The organism is Oxynema aestuarii AP17 (assembly GCF_012295525.1).
Taxonomy (GTDB): Bacteria; Cyanobacteriota; Cyanobacteriia; order Cyanobacteriales; family Laspinemataceae; genus Oxynema; species Oxynema aestuarii.
In genome coordinates this window covers 1007110-1024419 of record NZ_CP051167.1, presented here as the reverse complement: position 1 = coordinate 1024419, position 17310 = coordinate 1007110, and the positions used below count along the sequence as shown (strand labels likewise).

General features: G+C 55.1%; 12 protein-coding genes. 11 read left to right on the top strand and 1 reads right to left on the bottom strand.

The genetic code is table 11. The features are described from left to right. The first annotated feature begins 49 nt into the window (after positions 1 to 49). The 7 genes from HCG48_RS04060 (at position 50) to HCG48_RS04030 (ending at position 10129) form a co-directional block, all read left to right on the top strand. Complete coding sequence (locus HCG48_RS04060; protein ID WP_168568013.1) at positions 50 to 3880, top strand: hypothetical protein; 3831 nt, start codon at positions 50 to 52, stop codon at positions 3878 to 3880. Positions 3881 to 3904: 24 nt separating this feature from the next. Then, the gene (locus tag HCG48_RS04055; RefSeq protein ID WP_168568012.1) at positions 3905 to 4489 is read left to right on the top strand and encodes a protein kinase family protein; all 585 of its coding nucleotides are present in this window, start codon (positions 3905 to 3907) and stop codon (positions 4487 to 4489) included. A 112-nt stretch (positions 4490 to 4601) separates the two neighbouring features. Next, positions 4602 to 5969 carry a thioredoxin-disulfide reductase gene (gene trxB, locus HCG48_RS04050; protein WP_168568011.1) on the top strand — a complete coding sequence of 456 codons (1368 nt, stop codon included), beginning with the start codon at positions 4602 to 4604 and terminating at the stop codon, positions 5967 to 5969. A gap of 264 nt (positions 5970 to 6233) precedes the next feature. Further along, on the top strand, positions 6234 to 7043 hold the full coding sequence (locus tag HCG48_RS04045) for an ABC transporter permease (protein WP_210437239.1): 810 nt from the start codon (positions 6234 to 6236) through the stop codon (positions 7041 to 7043). A gap of 132 nt (positions 7044 to 7175) precedes the next feature. After that, positions 7176 to 8063, top strand: coding sequence for an ROK family protein (locus HCG48_RS04040; RefSeq protein WP_168568009.1), 888 nt, complete (start codon positions 7176 to 7178; stop codon positions 8061 to 8063). Between the two features lie 80 nt (positions 8064 to 8143). After that, positions 8144 to 9619, top strand: a complete 1476-nt coding sequence (gene zds / locus HCG48_RS04035) for a 9,9'-di-cis-zeta-carotene desaturase (protein ID WP_168571730.1) — start codon at positions 8144 to 8146, stop codon at positions 9617 to 9619. 60 nt (positions 9620 to 9679) lie between these two features. Then, positions 9680 to 10129 (top strand): SRPBCC family protein, encoded by a 450-nt coding sequence (locus HCG48_RS04030; protein ID WP_168568008.1) that lies wholly within the window; start codon positions 9680 to 9682, stop codon positions 10127 to 10129. A gap of 15 nt (positions 10130 to 10144) precedes the next feature. Here HCG48_RS04030 and HCG48_RS04025 read toward each other — a convergent pair whose 3' ends face one another. Further along, positions 10145 to 11920, bottom strand: coding sequence for a choice-of-anchor I family protein (locus tag HCG48_RS04025; protein ID WP_168568007.1), 1776 nt, complete (start codon positions 11918 to 11920; stop codon positions 10145 to 10147). Between the two features lie 1083 nt (positions 11921 to 13003). On the opposite strand from HCG48_RS04025, the gene HCG48_RS04015 reads away from it, so the two are divergent. The 4 genes from HCG48_RS04015 to HCG48_RS04000 all read left to right on the top strand — a co-directional run bounded on the left by HCG48_RS04015 (position 13004) and on the right by HCG48_RS04000 (position 17210). Continuing rightward, positions 13004 to 13936 (top strand): phosphate/phosphite/phosphonate ABC transporter substrate-binding protein, encoded by a 933-nt coding sequence (locus tag HCG48_RS04015; protein ID WP_168568005.1) that lies wholly within the window; start codon positions 13004 to 13006, stop codon positions 13934 to 13936. Positions 13937 to 13941: 5 nt separating this feature from the next. Then, positions 13942 to 15933, top strand: a complete 1992-nt coding sequence (locus tag HCG48_RS04010; RefSeq protein WP_168568004.1) for a sensor histidine kinase — start codon at positions 13942 to 13944, stop codon at positions 15931 to 15933. 110 nt (positions 15934 to 16043) lie between these two features. Next, a complete protein-coding gene (locus HCG48_RS04005) occupies positions 16044 to 16295 on the top strand; it encodes a TIGR02450 family Trp-rich protein (RefSeq protein WP_168568003.1) in 252 nt (83 codons plus the stop codon). Between the two features lie 63 nt (positions 16296 to 16358). After that, a complete protein-coding gene (locus HCG48_RS04000; protein WP_168568002.1) occupies positions 16359 to 17210 on the top strand; it encodes an ABC transporter ATP-binding protein in 852 nt (283 codons plus the stop codon). Positions 17211 to 17310: the final 100 nt, after the last annotated feature.

The window sequence follows — 17310 nt, the reverse complement described above, 5'->3', positions numbered from 1 at the left end:
AGACGGAATTGTTATGCAGGGCTTGCACCCTTAAGGTGGGGATTCGATCGTGGCTTATCAAAAGTTACAAAAACCTGGGAGCCGCACGCCTATTCCCCAGGCGGTCAAGCCTTCTTCTTTCCATAAACCCGCGACCGACGCGGAAACGGAGGCGATCGCAGTATCGTCCGCCACCAGCGAAGCCCTGCCCGAATTTACGCCCTTACCTGCGAATTGGGCGCAAACCCATCCCCTGATGCGGAGCATGGAAGCGCCGGAAAGCGGCGATCGCGACCCTACCCCAGACGTAGAGGTGGCAGTCAACCCACTCCTCACCCGTGCGGCAGCTCCGTCCGTCGCGGGCGATCGGTCCGCCACCCCGAGCGTACCCACCCAACTCATCCAACGCGACGACGAAGACGCCAGCGAAGACCGAGCCGCCGACAAAGCCGAAGCCATTTACGACGCCCTCAACTGGTGGGATGACGAAGAAGCCGCCCTCGCCGCCCTTTCCGGTCACGATAGTGCCATGCGATCGCGCATTGCCAACGCCTTCGCCCGCGAACACGGATTTTCCCTGCGCTCCTATCTCAAAGACCAACTCGGCGGCGACGACCTCGTCAGGGCGATCGCCCTGCTCGACGCCAGCCACACCCACGACCCCCACACCGCAATCGCCCTTGCCCTCATTCCCCTGGGAACCCGAGACGCCGAAATCTTCCGCATCTTAGAAGGACTCTCCCTCGCCGGACGCCAAGAACTCGAAACAAGATACAATCGCAGCTTCAGGGACATCGGCTCCGGAAGCCTTAAAAACGACCTCAAAGACGACCTTTCCGGCTGGCGCGAACAAAAAAGCCTCGCCCTCCTCCACCGCGACCTCACCAGTGCCGACCACCTCTATTTCGATAGTGTCGCCATTACCGGAACCCACACCGATTCCGTCGTCAGTCGCATCCAGCGCGAATGGCAAAACCCCGCCAACTTCGCCAACTTTGAAAACGACTGGAACCGCTACGTCCGCAACCAATCCGGTTGGAGTGACGAAACCTGGACCGACGAAACCCTTTACCAAGCCATGGACGGCGAACTCTCCGGAGACGAGTGGGGACTCGTGAAAGCCGTCCTCGACGGTTACGAAGCTTACAAGCGCGGCGAAGCGGCGGCGGAGAGTACCGCCGACCCGGGAGAACGCCAACGCCGACTCGAAGACGTTCGCCTGCAAGTCGCCGAAGATAGCTTGACTGCCGCCACCAAAGGAGCTGGAACGAACGAAAGCGAAGTATTCCGCGCCGTTACCGAAATTCGCCAAATCTATCAAGGGCGGATCGATCGCGCCCGCCAAGCCGGAGACGCCGAAGGGCAAGCCGAAGCCGAACGCGCCTGGGAAGACCGACGCACTCGCCTGATGCCCTTCATCGAAGGAGAAATGTACGCCGAAGGTCACGAGTACCAGCGCGTGCGCCTCCTGACCATGGGCAATCTCGACATCGCCGATGAAGTCTATCTCGCCGGAGAAGCCCACGACAACGATCGCGTCGTCACCCTGGTCACCGATGCCTGGGCTAAAGGTAATATCGGCCAACTAATCGATCGCGCCGCCGACCCCAAAACCGACGAGACCGGGCAAATCGTGCGCCCCAGTTTCCGCATCGGCTTCGTCATTCCGATTACGAGGGGAGCGATCTGGTCGCGGATGATGACCTTAGTCAACACCGATTACGACGAAATCGGACGGGGGGCGAATCGCCTCAAACTCGAACTCGACCAAGGCGATTCCGACAGCGACTTGAAAAAAGCTTACGATTTCCTCAAACATAAAGACCTCAACGCCACCCGCCGCAATGCGGTAATCGATCGCTTCGCCGCCCAAAACCTCGGCGACGAAGGCGGCGGTAGCGGCATCGATCGCTTCGTCGCTTATATTTTCCGGCGCTACGAAAGTTCTCACACTTGCTACGAGTTCCAGGACTTGCTGCAACCGACTGCGGACCCGCAAGAAATGACGACTCGCGCCCGAGGACGGCAAGAAGCGTCAGAAACGGGGGTGATGAATACGGCGCTCAACGTGTTTGTCGGCGCTTACGATGTCGTCAGTGGGGAAGATACCGCCGAAGTGGTGGGCGAATCCGCCGATCGCCTCGAATTCATCGCCGCCCAAGCGGGGGCGCGACCGGACGAACTCGAAGCGATACTCGCCATTACCGGAGCCAGAGACGCCCAAGCCCTCGCCAGCCTCGAATATACGGCGTTTCGCGCCCGCTTGGACGAGTTGCGATCGCTCCAACGCAGCATTGCCGAGGCGATCGCTACCACCGTCGAACTCGTGGTCGAAGCAGCCCTCACGATTGCTACGGGGGGGGCGGCTGCCGGGGCGTTACTCGCCTCTCTCTCTTCCGCCGTCGCCGGAATGCTCGTGCGCGAGATGCTCCTCGGCCAAGATTACGACGTGCTCTCCGGTGAAAATGCCCAAAAACTGGTTACGGCGATCGCCTCCCACGGCTTTAACTCCGTCGGTCGCGGCGCGATCGACGACGTCCTCAATCCCGAACGCCTGCGCCAGTTGAGCCGCGCCGAAACCTTCCTCGCCGACGCCGCCAGCGAAGCCTTTACTCAAGTCAACTTGCAAGTGGTCACTGCCGGATTTGAAGGCAAATTCCCCACTGCAGAAAGTATCGGCGCCGCCGCCCTCTCCGCGATCGGCAATACGGCGGGGGCGGGAACGCGCGGCTTACTCGGTCACGGACTCGACGCGCAACAAATGGCTCGGGTCCAACGCCTGCGTCACAGTGCGGTCCAAAACATCACCCAGCAAGTGATTAGTGGGGTGTCCGAAGAAGGCGCCGCCCTGATCCGGACGGGAACGGGCAATCTCACCGTGGTCGATCTGGCCAGTCGTTTCGCGTCGCGTACCGCTCAATCGGTCGGTCGCGGCTTGACCAACAGTGTCGGCGAAGTCGGCGGACAAGCGGTGGCGACCCGTCGCGAAACCCGCCGACACGAAGCAGCAGAAATGGAGGACGGGGGAGAACCGGGTCGCGATTTGAGCGAAGCCGCAGCCCGTCCCCCAGTCACGGGGGAGGAAGTCGCCGGGGCGGCGGCGGGGGTTCCCCGATCGCCCGGATCGGAGGAAGGGGGCAATTTGGAACAAGTGCAAGCGGCGCGATCGGCGATCGAAGATTTACAATTGCCGGAAGCGACGGTGATGATGCCCCCGGAACGGCGCAGTCTCAGCCTCGACGAGCAGGTGCGCTACATCGGCGACGCTCAAACGATGTACGAGAATACTTGGCGGGAGGATCCCTCGCGAGAAGCGGCGATCTACCGCAACAGCGAAACGGGGGAATATATCATCATTCAGGGGGATTCGGGGGAGGTTTACGTCGAAGGAAGCGGGGGAGAACGGGAAGCCCCGGAAGGCGGTGGGGTCTCCCAACGGTGGAAGGAATTACTCGACGGGCAAGATGTCGGTCATTGGGTATTGATGGCCCATTCTCATCCGGTAGACCCGACGACTGGGGTGGTCTCGGACGTGAATCGCTTCCCGAGTGGCGCCAGTGGGGATTTTCAGACGGTGTTTTGGGCGTCGCAGATGGCAGGCGGGGAGGCGCGATCGTCTACGATTCACTACAAAACGCCACAAGGCCCCAATTACACCCGTTTCGGCTACGATCCGCAGGCGGACAGTCCCTATTGGATCGAGGTTCCCGACCCGGAAACGGGCCGGCGACAACGGCAAGAGTTTGCGGATCTCGAAGGGTATCATGCTTGGATGCGCGATCGCTTTAATGTGGATTTGGGCGAGGTTCCCGACGCCATGCGATCGCCCGGCGGGGACGAGTGGGATGAAGATACGATCCCCGATGCTACCCTTCCGGAGGTGACCACACCCCGATCCTAGGGCGGCTCCGGCCCTCCGGTACAATTGGGCGATCGCCTCAGTTCGAGCGGTTGGGCGGGTTCTCTCGCCAGTCGCGGACCCCAATATGGCGTTTTTGCCGCCACCATGCCCGACGGAACTGAAGTGGTGGTCAAGGTTTATCCTCCCGAACTCGCCGATAAATTTAACGAAGAACTCGTCGGCGCCCGTGCGGCATCGCAAACCTCCGTCGGCGCGCGCTTTTACGGTCTGGTCGATGTCGGCCCCAACCGTCTCGCCTTTGCCATGGAACGGGTGGCGGGCGGCTTTGCAGATGCTCCTCACGGCGCCACTCCCGAACAGGAAAGTGAAGCGAGTCATTATGCTTCCCGGGTGAGCGATCGCACCTTAGCCGATATCGATACTTATTCCCAAGAGCTATTAGACCTCGGTTACTACGCTTCAGGAGAAGTTCAAGGATCGATCGACGATTCCGGTCGCTGGCGTCCCATCGATTTACAAGGGATCGATCGCCTCTCCTCCGATCCGGTCGAAGCCCAGGAACAACGCGACGAGCACGCCAGTAATATCGGTATGGAACGCCGCCATCTCGAACGCCTGCGCGATCGCCATCGAGGGCACAATCCATGAACTTTCTCAAATCTACAATCTAAAATCGAAATTTCTCCGTGCACGATTCCCAATGCAGCACAAACCGCTATAATAACTAAAGCAAAGTCGTTACGAGTTTAGATAAACCCTTATGGCAACCCCCAACGTTGAAAACCTAGTCATTATCGGATCCGGACCAGCCGGATTTACCGCCGCGATTTACGCCGCCCGAGCCAACCTCAAACCCGTCGTCTTTGAAGGATACCAAATGGGTGGTTTGCCGGGAGGTCAACTGATGACCACCACGGAAGTCGAAAACTTCCCCGGGTTTCCCGAAGGGATTACCGGGCCGAAATTAATGGAACGGATGAAAGCACAAGCCGAACGCTGGGGCGCCGAACTCTACACCGAAGACGTGACCTCCGTAGACTTGAGCCAACGTCCGTTTACCGTGCGCTCCGACGAGAGAGAATTTAAAACCCACAGCATTGTCATTGCCACCGGGGCGACGGCGAAGCGCTTGCACTTACCCAACGAGGATAAGTTCTGGAATAACGGGATTTCCGCCTGTGCGATTTGCGACGGGGCCAGCCCGATTTTTAAAAATGTCGAATTGGCGGTCATTGGCGGCGGCGATACGGCGGCGGAAGAATCGGTCTATTTGACCAAATATGCCTCTCACGTTCACTTACTCGTCCGTCGCGACGAGATGCGCGCCTCCAAAGCGATGCAAGACCGGGTGTTGAGAAACCCCAAACTGACCGTCCACTGGAACACGGAAGCGGTCGGCGTTTTCGGTCAGGAAGGCGGACAGATGGAAGGGGTGGAAATCGTCAACAATCAGACGGGCGAAAAAAGCCAATTGAAGGTACGCGGGCTGTTTTACGCGATCGGACATACGCCGAATACGCAGATTTTTAAAGGACAGATCGACCTCGACGAGAAAGGGTATATCGTCACGAAACCGGACTCGGTAGAAACCAACGTCACCGGAGTGTACGCCGTCGGCGACGTTCAAGACCACGAATTCCGCCAAGCGGTGACGGCGGCGGGGTCGGGATGTATGGGGGCGATGCTCGCCGAACGCTGGTTAGCAGAGGAAGGGTTGGCGCAAGAGTTCCATCAAACGGAGGAGTCCGAGAAGCCTCCCGAACCTGAAAAAGAGGTGCAGGCGGATACGGAAGCGACGTTTAATCCGGAAGAAACCCGCCACGTGGGCAGTTATGCTTTACGCAAGTTGTATCACGAGAGCGATCGCCTGTTGATGGTGAAATACGTGTCGCCGACGTGCGGTCCGTGTCACACCCTTAAGCCGATTTTGAATAAGGTGGTCGATGAGTTTGAGGGTCGGATTCACTTTGTCGAAATTGACATCGAGCAAGATCCGGAGATCGCCGACAATGCCGGAGTAACCGGAACGCCGACGATTCAGTTTTTCAAAGACAAAGGCTTGGTCGGTCAAATGCGAGGGGTCAAGCAAAAGAGCGAGTATCGCCAGATGATTGAGAATAATCTCTAGAGATTTGCGCGAAAACTTCACAGAGACGCGAGAAATCGCGTCTCTTGTTTTGTGAAAGTATGGTTGAGGGGGAGGCGCGATCGCGCTCGTCGTCTCCAAAGGAGAATCGCGGGCGTCAACAAACCCATCGGATTGCTGTATGATTTTCGCGTAGATTAATCGCAAATCTCAAATCGAAACGCTCTAATCCGAATGGCTTTATTAAAAAAAGGCTTGCCCGACGCCTTGCAAGCAACCCAGCGCCCGACCTTATCGATGCAATTGATGTGGGTGGGATTGAGTATTACATTAATTTTTATCGCGATCGCCCTATTCGCCCCCCTGTTACAAGATTGGGGCTGGATTGACGACCCCAGAGAGTTTCTCGCCAATCCCGTCCACGAACCTCCCTCCGCCGACTATTGGTTCGGGACGTCCCGCCTCGGGTACGACGTGTTTTCGCGAACCTTATTCGGAACCCAAGTGGCGTGGAAAATCGTGTTACTGGCGACGGCGTTAAGTATGGCGATCGGGGTTCCCCTGGGATTGGTGAGCGGCTATCTCGGGGGAAAGTTAGATCGGGTGTTACTGTTCGTGATGGATACAATTTATACATTACCCGGTTTGCTGCTCTCGATTACCCTCGCTTTTGTGGTCGGTCGAGGGATACTGAATGCGGCGATCGCCCTGAGTATTGCCTACGTCCCCCAATATTACCGAGTAGTTCGCAACCACACCGTCAGCGTCAAAACCGAACTGTTTGTAGAAGCGGCGCAGGCGATCGGGGCGCCCACCTCGCGGGTTCTCTCTCGCTATTTATTTCTCAATGTCATTCAGAGTGTCCCGGTTTTATTTACCCTCAACGCCGCCGACGCGATTCTCGTTTTGGGCGGTTTGGGCTTCCTCGGTTTGGGATTGCCCGAAGAAATCCCCGAATGGGGTCACGATTTGCGTCAAGCCCTCGATGCCTTATCTACAGGGGTCTGGTGGACGGCCTTTTTCCCGGGCTGTACGATGACGTTGATGGTGGTGGGTTTGTCCTTATTAGGGGAAGGGTTGAATGAGTTGGTCAATCCGAAGTTTCGGCGAGAGTAGGGAGTGGGGGGATCGTGACAGTAGCAGGCAGGATGCCTGTCCCACCGATGAATATTGTTGCTTTCTCAGCGCCTTAATTCAGCTATCTACAATCTACAATCTACAATCTACAATCTACAATCTACAATTCTTATGGACCAAGTCATCGGTGTTGACCTCGGTGGAAGTGCGATCAAACTCGGGCGATTCGATCGCGAGGGCGAATGTCTAGAGTCTCTCACTATAGAAACGCCCCAACCAGCTCAACCGGATGCCGTACTACAGGCGATCGCACGAGCAGTAGAAACGATCGATCGCGATCGCGCCGCCGTGGCGATCGGTCTGGGAACCCCCGGTCCCGTGGACGGAACGGGTCGCATTGCCAAAGTCGCCATCAACCTCGACGGTTGGCAAGATGTTGCCGTCGCCGACTATCTAGAAGCCAAAACAGGCAAACCCACCATCCTCGCCAACGATGCCAACTGCGCCGGATTGGGGGAAGCCTGGTTGGGGGCCGGGAAACGCTTTCGCAACTCGATAATGCTCACCCTGGGAACCGGAGTCGGCGGCGCCATTATCCTCGATGGCGAACTGTTCGTGGGCCATACCGGGGCTGCCGGAGAGTTGGGATTAATTACCTTAAACCTGTACGGTCACGAATGTCATAGCGGCAATAACGGGTCTTTAGAACAGCACGTTTCCGTACAAGCCATTCGCCGCAATACAGGAGTCTCCCCCGCCGAACTCGGCCACATGGCCCAGGCGGGAAACCGGGAAGCCCTCGCCTTTTGGGAAACCTACGGACACCAACTCGGCGCTGGATTGGCGAGTTTAATTTACGTTTTAACCCCAGAAGCGATTATTATCGGCGGCGGGATTAGCGCCAGTGCGGAATTTTTCTTACCCCACGCCAAAGCGGAAGTCGAACGGCGGGTGATTGCCGCCTGTCGGCCCCATTTAGAAATTTTAGTGGCCGAACTGGGCAATAGTGCCGGAATGGTGGGGGCGGCAAAGTTAGCGTGGGGTTTGGCGAAGATTTGAACAACGTTTGAACTTCATGATGGTTGCGGTTCCTTTATTCGTTACAATATGTAACGAAACTTATGAGATCAACGTCAAGAATGCGGGTTGCGATCGCTGGTGCCGGATTGGCTGGATTAGCTACCGCCGTCGAGTTAGTCGATGCGGGTCACGAAGTCGAAATCTTTGAATCTCGTCCCTTTGTCGGCGGTAAGGTCGGCAGTTGGGTCGATCCAGAGGGCAATCATATTGAAATGGGATTGCACGTCTTTTTCGGCTGTTACTTCCAACTGTTCGACTTGATGAAGAAAGTCGGGGCCTTTGAAAACTTGCGCCTCAAAGAACATACCCACACCTTTATCAATCGCGGCGGAAACATCGGCGAATTGGACTTTCGGTTTATCACCGGGGCGCCATTTAACGGGTTAAAAGCCTTTTTCACCACCTCTCAACTTTCCGTCATCGACAAATTGCAAAACGCGATCGCCCTCGGAACCAGTCCCCTGGTACGCGGTTTGATCGACTTCGACGGGGCCATGAAAACCATCCGCGATCTCGATCGCGTCAGCTTCGCCGACTGGTTCCGCCAACACGGCGGGTCCCAAGGCAGCCTCGATCGCATGTGGAATCCGATCGCCTACGCCCTCGGCTTCATCGACACCGAGAACATTTCCGCACGCTGCATGTTGACGATCTTTCAATTCTTCGCCGCCAAAACCGAAGCCTCAGTCTTGCGAATGTTAGAAGGATCTCCCCACGAATACCTGCACAAACCGATCGTCAACTATATCGAAGCCCGAGGCGGCAAAATCCACCTACGCCGTCGGGTCCGCGAGATCCAATATGCCGAAACCGACGGCGAAACTCGCGTCACCGGGATTGTCGTTGCCCAAGGGGACAGCGAAGAAACCATCGAAGCGGATACCTACGTGTTCGCCTGCGACGTTCCCGGCATCCAGAAAATCTTACCGCCCGCGTGGCGCCAGTGGCCGGAATTTGACAAGATCTACAAACTCGATACCGTCCCTGTCGCCACGGTTCAACTGCGCTTTGACGGGTGGGTGACCGAACTCGACGACCCGCAAAAGCGGCGCCAACTGCAAGAAGCTGCGGGAATCGACAATTTACTGTATACCGCCGATGCGGACTTTTCTTGTTTCGCCGACCTCGCCTTAGCCAGTCCCGGGGACTACTATCGGGAAGGGGAAGGATCGTTGATGCAACTGGTACTCACTCCGGGAGATCCGTTTATTAAAGAAAGTAACGAGGCGATCGCCCAACACGTCCTCGAACAAGTCCGCGAACTGTTCCCCTCCGCCCGCGAGTTAAACATGACTTGGTATAGCGTCGTCAAACTCGCCCAATCTCTCTATCGCGAAGCCCCGGGCATGGATCCCTACCGTCCGGCCCAGGAAACCCCCGTGGCGAACTTCTTCCTCGCTGGCAGTTATACCCAACAGGATTATATCGACAGCATGGAAGGGGCGACCCTGTCCGGGCGTCAGGCTGCCAAGGCGATTTTGGCAAATCTCGATAAAATTTTAGGGAAAACAGAAACATCGGCGATCGCCCGCTAATCGTACTCGGTTTGTCGTTCGCCGACGACGAACGGCAAATCCTCACCCCTTTTGCAAACTATGACCGATTGGTTAGAACATAGCGTTTTTGTCGAAGTCGATACCCCCATTGATTTCGTTTGGCATTTATGGTCCGATCTCGAACAAATGCCCCGATGGATGAAATGGATCGACTCCGTTCGCGTTCTCGAAGACGATCCGGACTTATCCCGGTGGAAATTAGCCTCCGGGGGTTTTGAATTTACTTGGCTGTCGCGTATTCTCAAAGTCGTCCCCGAACAGATCATCCAGTGGGAATCCGTGGACGGTCTACCCAATCGCGGCGCCGTGCGTTTTTACGATCGCCACGGCAAAAGCATCGTCAAACTGACCGTCGCTTACGGAATTCCCGGGATTCTCGGTCAAGTCATGGATAACCTGTTTTTAGGTCGGGTGGTCGAATCGACGATCCAAGCCGATTTAGAACGGTTTCGGATCTACGCGACCGACGCTTACGCCGCCGAGTCTTGAGACGGGCGATCGCCCCTAAGCCCGTTTGCGCTTGCGCGACAGCCAGCCGAGGGCGCCCACTCCGGCGAGGGCGATCGCCGAAGACGGTTCCGGAACTCGAACCGAATACAACGTCGTCGTTCCACTGACCTCATTCGCCACCGCTAACAACGGGCGACCCGTCGGACTATCAGCCGCCGCAATAAACAGCAAGCCTTCCGGACCGAGATCTCCGACCGCATCGAGTTGTTCCCGGGAGGGTTCTTCATCCTCGCCGAAAACATCCTCGTTAAACAAAGCGGCAAAATTGCGATTGTTGAAATAATCGACAAAAAACGGATTGTACGGGTCAGTGACATCGTAAGCGATAATGCCGCCAATCCGTTCTAAACCGATAAAGGCATAAGTTTTTTCTAAAATCCGTCCCAAGGTAATGCCTTCCGGTTCGGGGCCTTTATTGTCACTGCGATTGTCAAAGGATTGGTTGGCGTCGTTGTTGGAGTTGAAATCGTCCGGGAACAGTTCGGCGGTAATTCGTTCAAATTCGTTGCCGCTATCGAAAATCAGATTGCCCAGTTCGTCCCAAATCGAGAACGATCGCCCGCCGAAGGCATAGAGTTCGTCATAGTCGCCGTCGCCGTCGATATCTCCCATCGTATTCGTGATTTCCAAGCGCCCGAAATTGCTATTGTCCTGGATTTCTGCGGCGTTGGGGAACAGATCGGGATCGAGGAGGACATCGCCGACGGAAGTTTCTTCGACCAAGCTTTCGATTTCGTTCCCCGCTTCGTCTTCAAAGAGATATTCGCGGCTGTCCCCTTCGTTGGCGGTGAATAAGAAGGTTTGACCGCCGAAGGTGTAGGAGGCGATTTCGTCCGGTTGGTAGATTCCGAACAGATTTTGTAAAGTTCTGGAGTTAATCCCGCCGTCGCGATCGCTCGGATCGAGAGCATTTTGCGGCTGGCTGTAGTCTTTAAAGCCTAAAGCGAATAAATCGGTGAATTCCCCCGTTAACAGGTCGAGAACGGCGATCGCGTTGTTTTCTTGTAAAGTAACCCAGGCTTTCGTCCCGTCTGCGGACACGGCGATCGATTCCGGTTCGAGGTCTTGGGCGACGGTGGCATTGGGGCCGAAAATACGGATGCGATCGTCGATCGCGATATTGTTAAACAGTTTAAAATCGGCAGTTTTAACGTTGGCATCGGTTAACGAGGCAATATCCGCCGCCAACTCGATAATACTGACTGACCCTTCCGGATCGTTGAGGTAATCTCCACTCGGTTCCCCTTCGTTGGCGACGAGAATTTTACGGCCATCGGGGGTGAAGGTGAGCATATCCGGCAAGGCGCCGACGGTGAGGGAGTTTAATAAGGTGCCGTTGCTGTCGAAAAATAGGACTCTACCGGGGTCTTGCAAGTTTTTACTTTCGACGGCGGCGGCGAGGATGCCATCTTTAAAGGCGATGCTGTTAATTCCGCCGACTTCAAAATCGAGACCGAGGTCGAGGGTGGTCAAGTCGATGAAGGGATTGGCGGCGACGGGGTAAGGGTTGGTCGGATCGAAGATATCGAGAATTTCGATGCGTTGGGTACTGTCGTTGGTGACGAATAAGCGTTGGGAGAGGGGGTCGTAGGTGGTGATACGGGCAGCACTATCGTCGAAAATTCCGGTCTGGTAGGTTCCGATCGGGCGTAAGTCGAAGGCGTTGGCGGCGGTGGCGAGACTCGTCCAAATTAAGGCGGAAGGAAGGCTAAATTTGAGCAGTTTTCCGATTGAATGCGGGAATGTTTGGGAAGAATTGGAGATTTTCATTGCGGATGACCCTCGTGAAACAAACAGCGTGAGTGAAGGTTGAAGGGGGCGATCGACGGTTCGGGGTTTTTACGGATAAAGCCCGTCTGCGATCGCGCCATCCTCTCGATTGCCGTTGTCGGGGCGATCGGGAGGCTAAGGTTGTCTGGGAGACTCTCAAAAGGTGTCACGATCCGCGAAAACCACCAAAATTGGCTCGGACGCCGGGTGAACCCCCGGGGACGATCTCCCCGTTCGGGGAGGGGATCGCCTTCCCGAAGGCAGATGTTGGGTCAAGGTTGGCAAGTGGGGGGAGTTGACCCGACGACCGGGGGCGTCAGCGACTCAAGTTAAAGCAGTATTCTTAAACGTCAGATGGACGGAGCCGATCGCGATCTCTTGTTATCTCCGAGAATATACTGAGATTGTCGCAGATGAGATCGCCAAAAATCAAGATTGAGGGGAGAGCTTCACCAAGTTTTCACGTAAAATTTACGTAATCTTTATCAAAATCGATCGATATTCGAGGGGAACTCAGTAAATTCTTCTATCCGCCAAAATGTTGCAAAAATTGATAGTTTTCGAGGCTACGATCGCCGCGATCGCCGATTTCCTAATCGCGGCGATCGGCCACAGGTTTCGATGGTGAGAAAATCTACTCGAACGATCGCGGGCGATGGCTCGGTTGAAAGATTTAACGGATTGACAAAATTGATAAAATGTGTAACTAAACTCTCGATCGAAATCGTCATTTCGACAGAGAGTCGGTTAGGATCGCAGCATCACGAGGGAGACGAAGCGGCGCGCCGTTGGGGAGTGCGACGACCAGACCGGGCGATCGCGGGGCATCCTTGAGCCTCGGGGAAGGGGAAGCAACCCGCTAAGATCGGCGTGGGCGATCGATCGTCAATCTCCTCCCTCAACGATCGCGACCACGGACGAGCGATCGGCAAACCGAGAAGTTTTAGGAAAGCGATCGCCTTCCCGGTGTAGAGATCGATGGCGTGAAATATCCTGTCGGCAGAGGCTAAGGCCGACCTCGCATTTGCCGCGATCGGGGCATTGGACTCTCGAAGCGTTTCAATCCTGGAGACTTGAACAGCGATGTTTCAAAAACTTTTAAAAAACTTGATGCTCGTCGGTTTGCTCGCAACGATCGCCAGTTGCGACTCGCAACCGACACAGATCTCGACCGACGAACCGACGGCGCCCCCGACGGGCAAAGCCCTCGTCATTGCCGACGTGTCCAACAACCCGGCTAAAAAAATCAAACGTTACCAGCCGATGGCCGATTATTTAGCCAAAAACTTGTCACAGTTCGATATCGGGATCGGCGAAGTCAAAGTCGCCGGGGATTTAGAGACGATCTCCAGTTGGCTCAAATCCGGAGAAATCGATATTTACTTCGACAGTCCCTATCCGGCGATGCGCGTCAGCCAACTTTCTGGAGCTCAAGCGATTTTGCGACGCTGGAAAGATCGCACCCCCGACTACTACACCATTATCTTCACCATGGGCGATCGTGACATCAACAGCCTCGAAGACCTCAAAGGCAAAACGATCTCCTTTGACGAACCCAACTCCACCTCCGGCTACATGTTACCCGCCGCCTATTTAATCGAAGCCGGATTGAACCCCGTCGAGAAAAACTCCGCCGCCGATACCGTCGGCGAAAATGAAGTCGGGTACGTCTTCAGCGACGACGACGAAAATACGATTCAATGGGTAATTAGCGGTAAAGTTGCCGCAGGCGCCCTCGATATCGGCACCTTTGAAGAAATTCCCCCACAAAGTCGCGCCGCGATGAAAGTGCTAGCGGAAACGGAGAAAGTCGCCCGTCATATCGTCATGGTCCGACCGGATATGAATCCAGAAATGGTAGCCGCCCTCAAAACGATCTTGTTAGAAATGGATAAAACCCCCGAAGGGAAAGAAGTCCTCGATATCTTTGAAGACACGGCAAAATTTGACGAATTCCCCCCGGAAGCTAGCTTCCAACGAATGCGAGAGTTATACGAGCAAGTGGAAAATCGGTGAATTTCATGGGAATCAATAGCCACTCAAAAGGCTCGCTGGCGACCAAGCTGACTCTGAGCATGACAGGCTTGGTCATTCTTGTCGTGGCGGGCGTAACCGGGCTATCCCTTTACCGAGAACAACAAACCTTTCGCAAAGAACTCCAACAACAAGCGCAAATCCTCCTCGATGCCCTCAGCGTCACCACCTCCGATTCGCTTTACAATCTCGACGCCGACTTCATGGAAGAAATCATGGAACAACTCGGCGCCGATCGCGTGTTGGTCGCCGGACGCATTTACGATCGCGAAGGACGGGTCGTGGCGGATGCTTACGGGGAGGATGTTTTAGTTTATAACGTCGAACCGGATCCGTTCGGTCAAGCGTTACTCGCAAGCAACCGGACGACGTTTCAATGGGAAGCCGACCAACTGCTCGCCGGAAAGGCGGTTCTGGTCGGTCGCCAGCGCTTGGGGGCCGTCAGTGTCGGCTTATCGACAACGCCGTTAAAAGAAAAAATGGCCGTGGTTCGCTATCAGGGGTTGGCGGTGGCGGCGGCGGCGGCGATCGCCGGAACCGCGATCGCCCTGTTGCTGAGTCGTTCGATTACCGAACCTTTGCAAGAAATGACCGTCGCCACCAAGCGCCTCTCGTCCGGGGACTTATCTCAAAAAATTGCGATTCGCAGCAACGACGAACTCGCGGTACTCGCCGAATCGTTCAACCGGATGACCGACCAATTGCGTAGCTCGATCGAAAGTCTCGAACAACAAACTGAGGATTTACGCCAAAGTGAAGCGAAAAACCGCGCCTTGCTCGATGCCATTCCCGATTTAATGTTTCGTTTTTCTAAAAGTGGTGAATTTGTCGATTTCAAAGCGTCGCGCAATGGGGATTTACTCAGTAATCTCGGCAATCTGTTAGGGAAAACACTTTATGAAGTGCTGCCGACCCACGTCGCCCACAAGTATATCGAACACGTCGATCGCGCGATCGCCTCGGGGGAAATTCAAGTGTTCGAGTACGAGTGGTTTCTGCACAACCAACGCCATCATTTTGAAGCCCGCTTAGTGGTCAACGGCGGCGACGACGTGTTGGCGATCGTGCGTGACATCACCGAAAGCAAACTCGCTCAAATCGAACTCGAACAAGCCAAAGAAGCCGCCGAATCCGCCAATCACGCCAAAAGTCAGTTTCTCGCCAACATGAGTCACGAGTTACGCACTCCCCTCAACGCCATTCTCGGTTACAGCGACCTGTTGCGCGAAGATGCCGAAGATTTGGGCTATAACGATTTCGTTCCCGATTTGATGTTAATTCGCGAAGCTGGAGCGCATCTGCTCAACATCATCAGCGACGTTCTCGATATTTCCAAGATCGAAGCGGGAGAAATGAAAATTTATTTAGAACGCTTCGATATCGTCACCCTGATCGAAGAAGTCGAAAGCACCATCAATCCTTTAGTCCAGAAAAATAATAATACCTTCGAGCTCGACTGTCCCGCCCAAATGGGACACATGATCGCCGATCGCACCAAGGTGAAGCAAGTGTTACTCAATTTACTCAGTAACGCCGCCAAATTCACTCACGAAGGTCGCATTACCCTGCAGATCAAACGGACTCCCGTCGCCGATTCTTCCTCGGAGGCGATCGCTCAACTCCCTCCCAGTCCTTCCGACAACCCCGCCAGCGATCGTTCCCCGACCGAAACCAACGGGAGGTTATCTGCAAATCCCGTCCCCCAAGCCTCGGAATGGGTGATCTTCGAGGTCGCCGATACCGGAATTGGTATGACCCCAGAACAGATCGATAAAATTTTTCAACCGTTCATTCAAGCGGATATCTCGACGACGAAACGCTATGGCGGTACGGGTTTGGGCTTAGCGATTTGTCAACGCTTCTGCGAAATTATGGGCGGGGAGTTATTCGTCACCAGCGAAATCGATCGCGGTTCCACGTTTACTTTCCGCCTTCCCGATGTCGTCCGCGACCCGCAAGAAGCACTGACCCATTGTTGAGATTGTAGATTGTAGATTGTAAATTGTAGATTTTAGATAGATTGAAAGGGTTAACCCTTGCGCTTTTATGGGTAAACGCCTCGAAAGCGGTTATTCTTCTCCCCGAAACAATGGCTAAGAAAAAACAAAAATTCCCCTATCTCGTCGGTTCCAAATGGACTGCGCGGCAAAAAACCTGGGGATGGCGACATTTTCAAGTCGTCAATCGCAAAAATGACGGTAAATGGGTGTTTGCGGAAATGGTCGCTTCTTGCGATCCCAACGTCCGGTTTTGGTTGAATGCGCGACAACTCAAAGATGAGAATTTGTGGCAGGCGGGATGGCAAACCTTGACGGAAATGGGGCAGGAACGGGAGGGGTAAAGGGGGACGATCGCGGCGCCCTTCTGGTAGATTATGGGATGCGTCCAGTGATTGAAAGTAAACATGAGTGCTGCGGTTTGCGTTGAGAACGTCCGGAAAATTTACGATCGCACTCCCGTCGTCAACGGGTTGTCATTTGCGATCGCCCCGGGAGAAATGTTTGGCTTACTCGGACCCAACGGCGCCGGGAAATCGACCACGATCCGGATGTTGACGACCCTCACCCGCCCGAGTGAAGGGACAATTCAGGTGGCGGGATACGATGTCCGTCGCGATCCGATCGCCGTCAAACAACAGATTGGGGTCGTGTTGCAACAAACTAGCGTCGATCTGGATTTGACCGTTTGGGAAAATATGGAGTTTCACGGACGTTTGCACCACATTCCCAAAACCGAACGACAGCAGCGCATCGATCGCGCCTTGACTTATGTAGAATTGAGCGATCGCCAGGACGTGAAAGCGAAAACCCTTTCTGGCGGGATGAAACGGCGGTTGCAAATTGCCCGGGCGCTGTTACACGAACCGAAGATTTTGTTTTTGGACGAACCGACGGTGGGACTCGATCCCCAAACCCGACGGCGTTTGTGGGAAATTATTCGCGATCTCAACCGCCAGGGAATGACGATGCTGTTGACGACCCACTACATGGAAGAGGTCGAGTATTTGTGCGATCGCATCGGGATTATGGATGCGGGAACTTTGATCGAGTTGGGAACTCTCGACGAATTGCGCCACAAACACGGGGGCGGTTTGGTGATGAAACAGGTCGGCGATCGCTGGGAATACAAGTTTTTTCCCGATCTCGACGCCGCCAATGCTTATTTTGAGGCGCAACCGGATAAAACCGGGTTGATGGTCCGCCCGTCTAATTTAGAGGATATTTTCGTCGAACTCACCGGACGCCAGTTAGATTAGGCGATCGTCTCCTTTTACAGCCCCGGAACAATTTTTATAAAATCCTGTTACACTTAAACGGTGGGTTGCACGTCCGCGCGGCGGCGTGCGATCGCCCGAC